General features: G+C 48.4%; 14 protein-coding genes. 3 read left to right on the top strand and 11 right to left on the bottom strand.

The annotated features are described in order from the left end of the window. Window positions 1-3: 3 nt before the first annotated feature. The 8 genes from H9Q77_RS05720 to pheA form a co-directional block, all read right to left on the bottom strand. Window positions 4-867, bottom strand: coding sequence for a WG repeat-containing protein (locus H9Q77_RS05720; RefSeq protein WP_249326794.1), 864 nt, complete (start codon window positions 865-867; stop codon window positions 4-6). A 120-nt stretch (window positions 868-987) separates the two neighbouring features. After that, window positions 988-1,251, bottom strand: coding sequence for a hypothetical protein (locus H9Q77_RS05715; RefSeq protein ID WP_022154582.1), 264 nt, complete (start codon window positions 1,249-1,251; stop codon window positions 988-990). Between the two features lie 1,273 nt (window positions 1,252-2,524). Further along, entirely contained in the window at window positions 2,525-3,178 is a 654-nt protein-coding gene (locus tag H9Q77_RS05710; protein WP_118550554.1) for an HAD family hydrolase, read from the bottom strand. A gap of 9 nt (window positions 3,179-3,187) precedes the next feature. Next, window positions 3,188-3,865 carry a Maf family protein gene (locus tag H9Q77_RS05705; RefSeq protein ID WP_249326793.1) on the bottom strand — a complete coding sequence of 226 codons (678 nt, stop codon included), beginning with the start codon at window positions 3,863-3,865 and terminating at the stop codon, window positions 3,188-3,190. Continuing rightward, the gene (locus H9Q77_RS05700) at window positions 3,858-5,984 is read right to left on the bottom strand and encodes an RNA degradosome polyphosphate kinase (protein ID WP_249326792.1); all 2,127 of its coding nucleotides are present in this window, start codon (window positions 5,982-5,984) and stop codon (window positions 3,858-3,860) included. Before H9Q77_RS05700 ends, H9Q77_RS05705 begins: the two co-directional genes overlap by 8 nt. 18 nt (window positions 5,985-6,002) lie before the next feature. Then, the gene (locus H9Q77_RS05695) at window positions 6,003-7,553 is read right to left on the bottom strand and encodes a Ppx/GppA phosphatase family protein (RefSeq protein ID WP_118550551.1); all 1,551 of its coding nucleotides are present in this window, start codon (window positions 7,551-7,553) and stop codon (window positions 6,003-6,005) included. A gap of 8 nt (window positions 7,554-7,561) precedes the next feature. Next, entirely contained in the window at window positions 7,562-8,848 is a 1,287-nt protein-coding gene (locus H9Q77_RS05690) for an ATP-binding protein (protein ID WP_118546427.1), read from the bottom strand. 87 nt (window positions 8,849-8,935) lie between these two features. After that, window positions 8,936-10,060, bottom strand: coding sequence for a prephenate dehydratase (gene pheA / locus H9Q77_RS05685; protein WP_249326791.1), 1,125 nt, complete (start codon window positions 10,058-10,060; stop codon window positions 8,936-8,938). Between the two features lie 217 nt (window positions 10,061-10,277). Here pheA and H9Q77_RS05680 point away from each other — a divergent pair, with 217 nt between their 5' ends. Beyond that, entirely contained in the window at window positions 10,278-11,303 is a 1,026-nt protein-coding gene (locus H9Q77_RS05680) for a DUF5050 domain-containing protein (RefSeq protein WP_249326789.1), read from the top strand. Between the two features lie 69 nt (window positions 11,304-11,372). On the opposite strand, the gene H9Q77_RS05675 is transcribed toward H9Q77_RS05680, so the two are convergent. After that, window positions 11,373-11,723 (bottom strand): ArsR/SmtB family transcription factor, encoded by a 351-nt coding sequence (locus tag H9Q77_RS05675; RefSeq protein WP_249326788.1) that lies wholly within the window; start codon window positions 11,721-11,723, stop codon window positions 11,373-11,375. Between the two features lie 81 nt (window positions 11,724-11,804). After that, window positions 11,805-12,896 (bottom strand): FAD:protein FMN transferase, encoded by a 1,092-nt coding sequence (locus H9Q77_RS05670; protein WP_118550546.1) that lies wholly within the window; start codon window positions 12,894-12,896, stop codon window positions 11,805-11,807. Between the two features lie 65 nt (window positions 12,897-12,961). Here H9Q77_RS05670 and H9Q77_RS05665 point away from each other — a divergent pair, with 65 nt between their 5' ends. Next, window positions 12,962-13,378, top strand: coding sequence for a NusG domain II-containing protein (locus H9Q77_RS05665; RefSeq protein ID WP_249326787.1), 417 nt, complete (start codon window positions 12,962-12,964; stop codon window positions 13,376-13,378). A 67-nt stretch (window positions 13,379-13,445) separates the two neighbouring features. Further along, on the top strand, window positions 13,446-13,943 hold the full coding sequence (locus H9Q77_RS05660) for a Gx transporter family protein (protein WP_118546444.1): 498 nt from the start codon (window positions 13,446-13,448) through the stop codon (window positions 13,941-13,943). On the opposite strand, the gene folK is transcribed toward H9Q77_RS05660, so the two are convergent. Then, complete coding sequence (gene folK / locus H9Q77_RS05655; RefSeq protein WP_118550545.1) at window positions 13,921-14,778, bottom strand: 2-amino-4-hydroxy-6-hydroxymethyldihydropteridine diphosphokinase; 858 nt, start codon at window positions 14,776-14,778, stop codon at window positions 13,921-13,923. The genes H9Q77_RS05660 and folK overlap by 23 nt on opposite strands. Between the last annotated feature and the right edge of the window lie 25 nt (window positions 14,779-14,803).

Raw genomic sequence — 14,803 nt, 5'->3', positions numbered from 1 at the left:
CCGTTATTTCTGTAATTTTATAACACCTATTCCGGGTTCCCCGCCTATGTTCTGTTCCACGATCACATAGGGACCTCTCATTCCGTAAACATAATCAAATACCGGTTCCAGCCGCTCTTCCCCGTGAAGTCCCATCAATCCGTATTTTCTGACTGTCATCCGGTCGTCGATATATACATACCCGGGGATTGCGTCGTATTCCTTATTATATTCTGTCACACTAATAAAAAAGCGTGAGTCCCCGGAGAAGATCATCTCTCCCTTCGTATCCATAATACAGTACAATCCCTTGGATACAAAAGCCATGCCGTCATGGAATTCCCCTGCCAGTACTCTTCTGCCTTCCGTCGCTTCATAGGGGTAAAAATCAATCTGGATTTCTCCTTTTGTATCAATGTATGCCCACTGCTCTCCTTTTCCGTTGTGATCCGCATCCTTCACCGCGGCGAGTCCCTCGCTGAAATCCCCCACTTCATCGTATTGGCATGGGATCACACATTGCCCTGCTTCGTCAACAAAACCCCATTTTCCGTCTTTTTGAACTGCGGCATGCCCTTCCGAATAATATCTGGCAGCATCGTTAGGAATATTGTTGTACTTGCAGGATGTGACCAATATCTCCTTCTCCAGATCCCACACTCCCCATTTGTCGCTCCCATTCTGTACAGCAACCATGTTGTCATTCACAAAACGAATATCTTCGTATTGTCCCGGTTCCAATACCCATGACCATTGCAGGCTTCCCACGTCTCCATTATCAAGAAATTCTTTGTATATGGCTTCCATATTTTCATTTTTCAAAGCGCATCCGGTCAATGTATTCATCAGAAAAATAATTGCCGCCATGCACAGATATCTTTTTTTCATAGGATTGTTGTCCCTTCCGTTTTTTTACAGAATAGCACAACATTACATCAAAGTTGCATCATAACAAAAAGACCCCCGGGAACCGTTATCTGTTCCCGGGGATCTTTCGTCTGTCATTGTTTACGCTTCTACGATCAGGTATCTGCCGTCTCCGATATCGAAGACTTCATCGGCTTCCAGAATCTCATCATCCACAGCGCCGTCCACGTCCATGCCGGCTTCATCGAAATACTCGATGACATCATCCACGGAATCTACCACGACTGCCATGCACTCTTCCAGAAAATCTTCTGCTTCATCCAGAGTCTCTGCCACGGCTTCCGGAAAAAGCTGGAGCTGTTTGTCCAGGAAGCATTCCAGTACCGCATCATCATATTCACGCATACTATTACCTCCAAATTCTTACGAAAATGTCTTATTTATTCTCATCATAATATGGATATGTAGTTACGTCAATTAGTAATTTGATGTGGATGTAAATTGAGAGTTTACGCGAGCATTGAGCCGCGCATAGGCATAGTTAAAGACAGCGATGGGCGGTTGCGCACAAATCGCTGTCTTTACTTATGCCGTGATGCGGCGAACGCCGCGATATGAAATAAGATTGGCAGCGCCTTTTGCTGACAATCTTATGAATAGCGTGGCTCATTGCGGAGAACTGCCAATAAATGTGGAGCGCCCTTTGCGACACATTTATGAATTGGGGGCATGGCTCGTAACGTAGGATTGCCGTAGACCGGACAAGTTCCGCCTGTACCCATTCTTTTGCCTCAGTGTGGGCACAGGAGATAGGATCAAGCTAGTCTGTACCCTTCTTCCGCCTCAGTGTGGGCACAAGAGATAGGATCAAGCTAGTCTGTGCCCTTCTTCCGCCTCAGCGTGGGCACAAGAGATAGGATCAAGCTAGTCTGTACCCTTCTTCCGCCTCAACGTGGGCACAGGAGATAGGATCAAGCTTCTCTGTGCCCTTCTTCTGCCTCAACGTGGGCACAGGAGATAGGATCAAGCTAGTCTGTACCCTTCTTCCGCCTCAGTGTGGGCACAAGAGATAGGATCAAGCTAGTCTGTACCCTTCTTCCGCCTCAGTGTGAATAGTTTATGGGTATGAGAAGCTTGTTTGGTTGCTGATACCCACGCTGTGGAAAGTTTGAGGGTATGGGAAGCTTGTTTTGCTGCTGATACCCACGCTATGAAAAGCTTGAGGGTATGAGAAGCTTGTTTGGTTGCTGATACCCACGCTGTGGAAAGTTTGAGGGTATGAGAAGCTTGTTTGGTTGCTGATACCCACACTATGAAAAGTTTGAGGGTATGGGAAGCTTGTTTTGCTGCTGATACCCACGCTGAGAAAAGTTTGTGGGTATGAGAAGCTTGTTTTATTGCTGATACCCACGCTGAGAAAAGTTTGTGGGTATGAGAAGCTTGTTTTATTGCTGATACCCACACTGAGAAAAAAAGTTTGTGGGTATGAGAAGCTTGTTTTGTTGTTGATACCCAAATTGTGAAAACCGGAAGGTATAACAAGGGAATTATATATTCCAGAAGGCCTGCGGCAGGCGTTCGCCGCATCACGGCAAAAGTAAAAACCGTGATTTGTGAGCAAGCTCCCAATCACGGTTCTTATTTTGCCTATGCGTGGCTATGCTTTCGTAACTCTCAATTATTCGCAATACTTCAGCAGATCCAGCGGCTGCGCGATAATAGCGTCCGCGTGGCCTTCTTCCAATTCCGCACGGTCACGGAAGCCCCAGAGGACACCTACGGTGAAGGCGCCTGCCGCCTTGCCGGTCTTCATGTCTGTGGCGGTATCTCCCATGTAGAGTACTTCGTCTGCGGTGAGACCGAACCGGTCTAAGATCCGGAAGACTCCGGCGGGATCGGGTTTGATGGGCACGCCGTCCACCTGTCCCTGCACCACATCAAAATAGTCCTTGCCAAACAGGCTCTCGATGACATCCAAGGTGGCATGGTGGGGCTTGTTGGAAAGTACCGCGATCTTCATACCACGTTTCTTCAACTCTTCCAGCAGCTTGGGGATTCCTTCATAGGGCTTCACCTGATACATACAGTTCGCCTGGAAGATCTCCCTGTATCTGGCATAGGCTGCCTCAAAATGGGTAAGTTTCGTATCGCCACCCTTGATCAGTGCCCGCTTTACCAGATTGGCGGCACCGTCTCCCACAAAATATTTATAATCCTGTACAGAGAAGGGTCCATAGCCAAACTCCGCCATGGTCTTGTCCCCGCTGTATTTCATGCTCATGATAGAATCGGATAAGGTTCCATCCAGGTCAAAAATTACTGCTTTCTTCATTCTGTTCTCCTACACTAATCTCAATCCATGCAGTTCCTGATAGACTCTTCCCACGGGAAGCCCTACCACATTATTGTAATCGCCTTCGATACCGCGGATATATCTGGCGCAGAATCCCTGAATGCCATAGGCCCCCGCCTTGTCCATCGGATCCCCGGTAGCCACATATTCCCGCATCTGTGCATCGGTCATAGGATAAAAATGCACTGTGGTCTTCTCATGAAAAGTCAGCGTCTTCCTCTCACCGTTTTCCACATAGAGGATCGTCACGCCTGTGTATACCTCATGTCCTCTGCCCTGCAGCATAGTAAGCATGGCTGCCGCAGCTTCCGTATCCGCAGGCTTACCCAGGATCTTACCGTCGCAGGCGACCACGGTATCGGCTCCCAGCACAATGATATCTGTTATAGTAGCTTCTCCACTTGTCTGTTCCGGATCGCAGATACCATAGCCTTCATGCATTCGGTCGGCACTGTTATCCGGAGCCTGACAGACACCACTTACCGCAAGCTTCTCCCACACCGCTTCCGCCTTCTGCGCGGACAGTTCTTCCACCACTTTCGCAGGCTCTGTGGATGTGATCTTTTCCTCGGTCTCGCTGACCACTACATCGAAATCCAGTCCGATCTGTGTCAGAAGCTCCCGCCTCCTGGGGGAGGCAGATGCCAGTATGATCTTCTTATTCATGATGTGTCTCCGGGATAAACGTTCTGCTTTCGATGGCAGACTCTCCCGCAGCCTCCTTTGCTTTTTGAATGGCCTCCAGGCAGAAAGCATCCTGAGAGTTGAACAGCTGCTTTCCTCTCTTGTCCTGCTTCTCATAGCTGCCATCCGGCTGTAAAATCGAAGCCTTCACATTATCCTTCAGCTGACTGTTCAGGATATGTAGCAATTCCTCCTTCAGCTCCGGGCGATCTACCGGGAAGAGGATCTCCACACGACGCTCCAGATTACGGGGCATCCAGTCGGCACTTCCACAGTAGATCTCATAATGATCATCATTTGCAAAATAGAAAATGCGGCTGTGCTCCAGGAAATTACCGACGATGGAGCGGACACTGATATTCTCGCTGACACCCGGGATACCCACCTTCAGGCAGCAAATACCTCGAACGATCAGTTCAATCTTCACGCCTGCCGCACTTGCCTCATACAGAGCACGGATAATATCCTTGTCGCAGAGAGAGTTCATTTTCGCAATGATATGGGCATTCTTGCCCTCCATCGCATAATTTTTCTCCCGCTCGATCAGATGCAGGAACTTATCCTTCAGCCATAACGGTGCCAATGCCAGTTTGTTCCAGAACAACGGCTCGGAATAACCGGACAGCATGTTGAACACTGCCGTGGCATCCTCTCCGATGCGTTCCGCACAGGTCAACATTCCCACATCCGTATACAGCTTTGCCGTAGCATCATTATAGTTACCGGTACCCAGATGCACGTATCTGCGGATGCCGTCTTCTTCTCTGCGAACTACAAGTGTGATCTTGGAATGGGTCTTTAATCCCACCAGTCCGTAAATAACGTGGCAGCCTGCCTTTTCCAGCATTCTCGCCCAGACAATATTGTTCTCTTCATCGAAACGGGCTTTCAGTTCCACCAGAACCGTAACCTGCTTACCGTTCTCCGCTGCCTGTGCCAGTGCCGCTATGATCGGAGAATTGCCGCTGACACGATACAACGTCTGCTTGATGGCCAGTACTTCCGGGTCTCTCGCCGCCTGACGGATGAAATCCACCACCGGCGTAAAGCTCTGGAACGGATGATGTAACAGAATATCACCCTTGCGGATCTCCTCGAAAATATTACAGCCTGCGGGAAGTGCCGGCGACTGCTGAGGTTCATACCTCGGCGTCTTTAAATGGTCAAAACCATCCAATCCGTAGATTTTCATCAGTACCGTCAGATCTAAGGGGCCGTCGATCTCATAAATATTCTGTGTCTCAATGTTGAGTTCCTTTTTAATGATCTTCAGCAGCCGTTTATCCATACCGCTTTCCACTTCCAGGCGGATGGCTTCGCCCCACTGACGCTTCTTTAACTGCTTCTCGATCTCTTTTAACAGATCTGCTGCCTCATCCTCGTCAATGCTTAAGTCCGCATTACGCATGATCCGGAACGGATGGGCACATACAATATCATAATTCAGGAACAGTTTATCCATGTTCCGTTCGATGATCTCTTCTAACAGAATGATCTTGCAGGTCTTGCCCTTGGACGGGATCCGCACTACACGGCTTAAGACGCTGGGTACCTGTACGGTGGCGAATTCCAGTTCCTCGTCGCTGTTTTTCTTCCGCACCATGGCTCCGATGTTCAGAGACTTGTTGCGGATCAGAGGAAACGGTCTGGAAGAATCCACTGCCATGGGGGTCAGTACGGGATACACATTTTCCTGAAAATACTGATCCACATACACAGCTTCCTCCGCTGTCAGCTGTTCATGCTCTCTGATGATATGCAGACCGTTTTTCTCCAAAAGAGGGAGTAGGGAACGGTTATAGGTGGAATATTGCAGATCCACCAGTTCATGGATCGCTACATGCAGCGCCTTTAACTGCTCTGTGGGCGTCATGCCGGCAATATCCTTTTTGGTATAGCCCGCATTTTCCATATCCTTTAAGGATGCCACCCGGATCATGAAAAATTCATCCAGGTTAGATGCTGTAATGCTTAAAAATTTCAACCGTTCAAACAGAGGGATGTTTTTATCCCTGGCTTCATTCAACACTCTGTGGTCAAAAAGCACCCAGCTGAGTTCCCGGTTGGTATAATACTTGGGATCACTGAAATTGATTTCCATATCGTCCTGCTGCCTCCCTTAAAATTTCTTCTTCTGCCGGATCACCGGTGTGATGCTGTATACTTCTTTGAAAAATTCTGTATTCGTCTGGAAGAATCCTCTTTCCAAAGTAATATCTTCCTGGCTATCTATTTTCAGGATCAGTTCGTTATCCTGCAGTACGGCCTTCACACCCTTCATTTTCTGTTTGTGGCTGCGGTCCAGACTGTTTGCCAGTCGCAATATAGCTGTCAGTTTCGCTACCGTTAAATAGCTCTCCTTATCCAGTCCCTGGGGACGATCCTGTGCCTGCCCATAATACACGAAATTACTGTGATTAAAACGCACCACATTAGCTACGATCTCACGCTCCATATGGGAAAGTCCGATCATCTCCGTCGCCATGATAATATCATAGGACGCTTCTCCGATATTGATCATGCTGATATATTTTCCACAGTCATGCAAGATCGCAGCCAGGCGCAGATACAAACGCTCTCTCTGACCCATGCCGTGGACTTTTTTCATACTGTCAAAAATCGTGGTGGTGATATGTTCCAGGGTATCCGCTCTTCTGGTACTACCATTGTAGCGTTTGCTGATATTCATTGCGCAGGCGATAATATCCTCCGCAAAATCATGCTCTCCCCGGAGTAATTTATTCTGCTCCGCATATTCATAAGCGATACCATCGCACAATGTGACACCCGGTGCCCAGATCAGCGCCGCTCCCATCAGCTCGGCAATGCGTTTGGTCAGGACCGTACTGATATACACAAGAGGGACTTTTTCCTCCGCAATATCCATCCGCTTTGCAAGCTCCGTGGTTCCTCTGGTCCGAAGTGCCTCCATCAGCTGGTAAAACGCCTTACTGTCCACCATGGCATTTCCGTCTCCCCGCTCATGTGCCTTCCGCACTGCCCAGGGTGACAGATAATCATCCACGATAATGATATTTTTGATCTCACGATCCTTAAGATACAGCTTTTTATAATCATCCAGCTGTGCTGTAGCCAGTTCGTCCACCAGCTGCTCCATCTGGGTACTGCCCGCATTCAGATGATTCAACAGCTCCTGTAAACGTAATACACCAAGGCGTAAGTTCTGGGTCGATACCAGAGTATCCTTGTCAAACAGGGAGATCTGAATACTTCCGCCTCCAATGTCCAAAATCGCCGTCTTCTCCTCGATGATCCTGCGGAACGTCTCCCCTTTAGAGGCAATCGACTTGTAATCCAGGAATCTCTGCTCGGAGTTGCTTAAGATCTCTACCCGGATGCCGGTACGCTGCTCGATCTGATCCTGCAGGATCAGGGTATTCTCCGTCTCACGGATGGCACTGGTGCCGTATGCCTTATAAGCGATCACTTTATAAGATTCCATGATCTGTGCGAATTCTTTCAGGGTATGGCACAGATCATCCATTTTTTCATTGCTGATCTTCCCATTGGCATAGGTATCCGATCCCAGATCGATTCTCTGACGGATACAGTCGATCTCCCGCATGGTATTTTTCCCCGAAAAATCAAATATTTTCATGGTGAGTTCGAAACTGCCCACATCGATGGCAGCGAAAGTTTTTACACTCATAGGGTTCCTCACTTTCCTAACAGGTAATCAATGAACTGCTGGGCACTTCTTCCGGACAATCCGCCGTGAGACAGTTCCCATTTATTAGCCTCCAGTAAAAGTTCCTCTTCCGGCATCTCCACATGATAACGCTCCGCCAGTGTCTTTACGATATTCTGGAATTCCTTTTTATTGGGAGCGCCGAAGTAAATAGTCACGCCGAAACGATATACCAGCGACAGCTTCTCCTGTACGGTATCACTGGTGTGCATATCCTCGCGGGTCTCTTCCTTGTCACTGTAATTTTCGCGGATGAGATGACGGCGGTTGGATGTCGCATAGATCAGAACATTCTCCGGCTTTTTCTCCAGTCCGCCCTCGATGACTGCCTTGAGGTATTTGTACTCGATCTCAAATTCCTCAAAGCTTAGGTCATCCATGTAAATAATGAATTTATAATTGCGGTTCTTGATCTGACTGATGACCGCATTCAAATCCTGGAACTGATGCTTGTAGACTTCGATGATCCGCAGTCCCCTGTCATAATATTCATTGGCAATCGCTTTGATGCTTGAGGATTTACCGGTGCCCGCATCGCCAAACAGCAGACAGTTGTTGGCCTTTTTTCCATTCACAAATGCCTCTGTGTTGTCCACCAGCTTTTTCTTGGGAAGCTCGTAGCCTACCAGATCATCCAGCTTCACGTGGGCAATATTTAAAATCGGAACGATATGTACTCCTTCCTCATCATGGGTGATACGGAAAGACTTGTGCAGGCCAAATTTACCGACACCGTATTCTTTATAGAACTGGGTCAGTGTGGATTTCATATCTTCTGCGGTTCCGTCTGCGCAGAACTTCTCCGCCAGCTCACAGATTCTGGCGCAGATCCGTTTATTATAAACCTTGCTCTCCTGCATGCTGCTGGCATAATTTTCTATTAAGGAAAATTCCGGTACCTTAAGTATCTCCATCATGGGAGCAAAATCAAAATCATAGAATTCCTTGAAAATGCAGATATCATGCAGCGCCGCATCGTTGATGGAGCCGGCAATCTCTCCGCGGATCTCACAGCCGCAACTGTAGCTGTTTTCGTTGTTCACCAAAAGATTTGCCAGGTAACAGTGCCACAGATTCCCATGAAATCCGTAATTACCCGCCAGGTCGATCAGGTCATGGATACACTCGTAAAACAGTGCCGCCATGTCCTCTGTATTGTAATATTCATCATCGTAATGGGACATGAGAAATGCCATGTCATACAGCAGTTCCCCATCCTCAAAATCACGATATACGATCAGTTCTTTTTCTCTCATATGTCTAACCTTCTTGTCTTATGTTTTAACTGTTCAGAGCCATGTAACGATTATCGAATGGTCGTCGGATGCTTGTATTCGTAATACTTAGTAATTGCCCAGGATCTTCATGCTGCGGGCTTCTTCCCGAAGTCCCCGCAGTGCGTTTTTCACTGCGCTGTCCGCAAGGTTCCCCTCAAAATCGATGAAGAAACGATACTCCCAGTTCCGGTCGGGAATGGGGCGGCTCTCGATCTTGGTCATGTTCAGATTGTTGTAAATAAAATGGGACAGAATGTGATACAGGGATCCGCTCTCGTGGGGAATCTCCAGGCACAGACTGATCTTGTTGGCATTTTTACGGAAGATCTTCTGGTTCGTCACAATGATGAAACGGGTGGAATTGCTGTCGGAATCATTGATCCCTTTTTTCAGAATTTCCAGTCCGTAGGTCTCTCCCGCGTATTCACTGGCGATGGCTGCCTGGGTTTTATCCTTTTCCTTCGCTACTTTTAACGCTGCGAAAGCGTTGTTCTGCATACTGATCTGCTGCCAGTCATGCTCCGCCAGATATCTGGCACTCTGCATCAGGGACTGGGGATGGGAATAGACTCTTTTGATCTCTTCCATCTTCGTCCCGGGCAGTGCCAGCAGACAATGCTCAATGGGAATGACCTGCTCTCCTACGATATAATTCTCGAATTCTACCAGCAGATCATAGATCTCATTCACGATTCCGGCGGTGGAATTCTCAATGGGAAGTACCGCGAAATCCGCGCTGCCTTCATCAATAGCACTCATGGCATCCCGGAAAGTTTCCACATGGAAGGCATTGACATTTTCCCCGAAAAATCTGCGCATGGCAGCCTGGGAATAAGATCCCTCCGCTCCCTGGTAGACCACTCTGGCGCAGTCGGTTTCCAGTTCTTCCACGCCGATAAAAGGAAGCCTTCCCTCACTTCCGTGGGCGGCTAACAGCTGGTACTGAAGCTTCCGGCTCATGGACATGATCTGTTCAAACAGTTCTTCCACGCCGTGGCTGTTGAAATCGTTGTGGGTCAGTGCCTTGACACCGGCGATCTTCTCCTGCTCACGCTGCTTGTCGAATACTTTTTTCCCCGTCTCTATTTTATATTCCGCCACCTGTCTGCTGACATCCATGCGCTCCTCATAGAGATTTACGATCTGTCTGTCAATGGTGTCGATCTGTTGTCTTAACTGTGATAAATCCATGCTGTTCTCCTTAACTTAACTGATATCTGCGAATTGCTCCGCTGCAATGCAGCTATCGCAATTCTCAAGCATTCGGAATCCGCTGATTCCAAATGTAACTATTCAGAATAGTTACATTCTATCTCACTTTTTCCTTGTTCGCAAGCAAGAAGCACGGTATAATATTAGATATTACACAAACTTTACATTCCATTTTGGTTGGAAAGAAGGTTAACACATGAAAGATAAAAAAGCCTTGTTCATTTTAATTCCTTTTCTTCTGTTCGTACTCATCGTCGGCGCACTTGCCATCGTGGGCGACCGGATCCCCGACAATCCCCCGGAGACGGTAGGCAATACCGCGGGCAATCTGAACAATTCCGGTTACTTCTGTGAGTACGACGGAACGGTGTATTTTGCCAATGCTTACGACAGCAACACCCTATACTCCATGGATCCTTCGGAACAGAATATCAAAAAACTGGGCAATGCTTCCGTGAAAAATATTCTGGCCGGGGGAAAATATCTTTACTACTACCAGACCGGAGCTTCCGGGGATGCCGGTATCGGTGCCCTGCGCACCGTTCGTTCCTTTAACCGCTGTAAATTAAACGGTACGGATGTGACCGGACTTACCAGAGATCCCATCGTTTCCGCCCAGTTGGTGGGAAGTAACCTCTACATCATGACCTCAGGCGATAACGGACCTTTATTTTACCGCATGAAAATCGACAAATCCGACAAAACGGATCTGGCAGATTACGAGATCAATCCCGCCTGTGCCGTGAACGGTACCATCTATTACAACGGTACTCAGGAAAATCATTATCTCTATGCGCTGAATACCTCGACGGACAGCATCTCCACTCTATGGGACGGCAATCTGTGGTACCCTATCGCACAGGGTGACTATATCTACTATATGGATGTGGAAAATAATTACAGACTCTGCCGTTATTCTTTGTCCCGGAATGAGGTGGAAGTCCTGACCGAAGAGCGGATCGACTGCTTCAATGTAGGATACGGCTATGTATACTATCAGGTGAACGGCGGAGAGGCATGCCTGAAATGCATGCGGGATGATGGCAGTGATTCCCGGGTCATTGCAGAGGGCAATTATACTGCCATCCATATGACTTCCCTGTATGTTTATTTCCAGATGTTCGGAGAGACTTCCACCTGGTATCACTCCCCTTTGGGCAGTCAGAGCTACAGCGGATTTGATGCAGCCAGACAGGCAGCACTGGATGCATTGAAAAAATAATGACAGGCAGCAAGAGCCGCAGACATTCCGCCTGCGGCTCTTATTTTTCGTTCCTGTTGCAAATTATTTTCAGCCTTCTTCGATATGATTCAGACCCTGATTCAGGATCGTGATGATATGGTCATCTGCCAACGCATAAAAAATCGTCTTGCCATCTCTGCGGTTTTTCACCAGATCCATCTGCTTCAATACCCGCAGCTGATGAGAAATAGCAGACTGAGACATGCCCAGCAGCATGGCAATATCATACACACACATCTCAGAGCACAACAGTACCGACAAAATTTTTAATCTCGTTGCATCTCCAAACACTTTGAAAAACTCTGCCAGATCCTGAAGTTCCTCTTCCGGCGGCATCTTCTCATCGATCTGTCTTATGGTCTCCGGATCAGCGGAGAGATAACTATTCTTCTCTTCCATCGTAATCTCCATTATCATTGCTGTATCAGCGGATGCCTGCCGCACCTGCTGTTATCTACGGTTGACTATATTTACTATACACTATTTCTGAGAATTCGACAAATGGAAATATTGCTGCATCCCCTCTGTCATGGTAATCGTCCCCGCATGGTCGATGAACAGTCCTTCCGCATCGTATTTTTCCAGGAGCTTCTGTCCTTCCTCCGATCCTAATACAAAGCAGGCAGTAGACAGCGCATCACTTAAAAATCCGTCCTTTGTCACGATGGTAACTCCCGCCACATCGCTGCGCGCCGGGGAGCCGGTCCGGGGATCCAATATATGATGATATCTGACACCATCCACTTCCACGTACCGCTCATAATCTCCAGAAGTGGATACACAGTACCCGCCATCCAGCGTCAGCACTCCTACACTTTGCGAAGGCTCCAGCGGATCTGTCACCGCAATCTGCCAGGTGCCGCCCTCCGGCTTATTTCCGTAGGTTAAAATGCTGCCTCCCACAGAGATCACGGCTCCGCTTACCTCCGGATATTCCTCCAGGATCTTCCGGATCTCATCCAGTGCCACCCCTTTTCCCACTGCTCCGAGGTCCAACTGCATTCCCGCCGGAATACTCACCACTGTACTGTTCGTCCGCTGTTCCAATATCATCTGCTTCCAGCCTGCCAAAGCGCATGCCTGTTCTATTTCCTCCCGCTCCGGAAGTTCATAGTCCTGCGGGTCATCTGCTGCCGCCCAGGTATCAATGTCCCACAGTCGGCTGAGCTTACCGATGCTCACATCAAAAGCCCCACCTGTCTGTTCCGAGATCTGCAGGCATCGTTTCAGCCAGCCTGCCATCGCGGCGGAGACCTGTATCGGTCCCTTCCCGGCAGTTGCATTGATCTTCGCCACTTCCGCACTATCCAACCGCCAGGAAAGTTCCTGTTGTTCCAGGTCGTTTAGTTTCTGCAATACAACCTCCGTTACCTTTTCATCTGTTTTTCCGTTCGTTGCAGTCGGGGAATTTCCGGTGACATAAACAGTCTGGGAGATCACAGTTCCCATGGCGGTATCTATGCTATTTTCGCATTCGGTCTGCTGTCCGCAGCCTCCCAGAAAAAGTGCCGGGATCATTGCAAAAAGCGTTGCCAGGCGCACCGCCCACGGCATTTTCAAATACTTCTTCATTTTTTACATTCCTTTTGCTATACTGTTCTCATCGAAAGGAGTTCCTTATTCCTATGAATGCTTCCATGAATGATCGAAAAAAAGCAGTTCTCCTTGCAGCAGTTCTGCTTGTAATAGCCATCCTTTGCGGAATCCGGATCTATGCGGTCTCCCACAGTTCCACCGGAAACGGTCAGGCGCTCTATGCTGACATTTATCAAAGCGGTGAATTACTTGAGACCATCCGTCTGGACACAGTGACTGACGAATATACCTTTGAAGTTCCGGGAGAGGGTGGCGCCTCGAACACCGTCTGCGTCCGTCCGGGCAGCATCGCCATTATCTCTGCCAATTGTCCGGATCAGATCTGTGTGCATCAGGGATTTATCAGCACCTCACTGCTTCCCATCACCTGTCTGCCTAACCGGCTGGTGATCCGGGTCAGGGAAGAGGCTGTCTGTTTGGATGACACGACGCTCGTCCCGGACGGTGTGACCTATTGATAGAAGATCCTTTTGTCTGCACCGCGTTTATGAATTGCAAAAACACGGAGATGATACGGAGATGATTATGAAACCACCCTTAGCTACCAAAAAACTAACGACACTTTCCCTGCTCTCTGCCATTGCGCTGGCGCTGTATGCCGTGGAAAGCGCTCTGCCCCCCATTGTTCCGATCCCCGGCATTAAGCTGGGGCTTGCCAATATAATAACACTTGTTGTTCTATGGAAATATTCCGCAAAAGATGCTTTTTTCGTGCTTCTGGTGCGGATTCTTTTAGCGACCCTGTTCTTCGGTCAGGCCATCAGTCTCCTGTACAGCCTCTCCGGCGGTCTCCTGTGCCTTCTGGCAATGGTATTTGTGCAACGGCTGTTGCATGGACATTATCTGTTCCTTGCAAGTATGACCGGCGCTGTTTTTCATAATCTGGGGCAGATCGGTGTTGCGTTTTTACTGACTTCTGTTCCTGCTGTGCTGGTCTATCTGCCGTTTTTACTGTTAAGCGGTCTGGTGACCGGTCTGTTCATCGGTCTCTGTGCCCGTTTTACGCTTCGTTTCCTTCCGTAAGATCCACAGGGAGCTCCGACAACATCTGTGTTACAGTCTTGTGCGTAATGGGATGACGGAAATTCGGTGCCAGCTCACTCAAAGGCTTCAGTACAAAATAACGATTCTCCATATCTATATGCGGAATCACCAGATCCTCGGAAGCATACACCAGATCATCATAGAAGATAATATCCAGATCCAGTGTCCGTGGACCCCAGTGAAGCTTACGTTCTCTTCCCTCCATCTGCTCAATACGGTGCAGCTCCTGTAATAATTCTTCCGGTGCAAGCAGCGTCCGGATCTCAAACATTCCATTTACGAAATTATCCTGCTCTACGACGCCATAAGGTAGTGTCTCCAACAGCTCCGACACCTTTTCCACTCTGATGTCTTTGTTCTTCTGAAGCTGTCCCAAAGCCTGCGCGATATGCTCTCTGCTGTCTCCCATATTGGAACCCACGGCAATATAGGCTTCATGCCATTCCCTGTGAATCGCCACAGATACACTGCCAAAGGGTAATGGGATCGGAGCCTCGGGCTTGCGGATCTCCAGATCCAGTCCCTGTACCAGCGGAAAATGCTGTAATACTTCGTAAGCAGTCCGCTCCGCCACCGTTTCGATCAATTGAAAAGTATGCTGCTGCATGAACTCCGTGATAAACTGACAGACCTCTCCGTAATTGGTGGAGAGACTTAAGTCATCCGCCAGTCCTGCCGGACGGGTATTCGTATATAACGTGGCATTCACATAAAAATGCTGTCCTTTTTCATTTTCTTCCGGATATACGCCGTGATGCGCGTATACTTCCAATTCTTCGATACGGATCTGGTCCTCATAAGTGCCTTTTTTCATTTGCCGACTCCGCCTTTCCCAACGC

It is taken from the genome of Simiaoa sunii (assembly GCF_014337175.1).
Taxonomy (GTDB): Bacteria; Bacillota; Clostridia; order Lachnospirales; family Lachnospiraceae; genus Acetatifactor; species Acetatifactor intestinalis.
The sequence above is the reverse complement of the archived record's forward strand: the minus strand, read 5'-3'. Positions and strand labels throughout refer to the sequence as shown.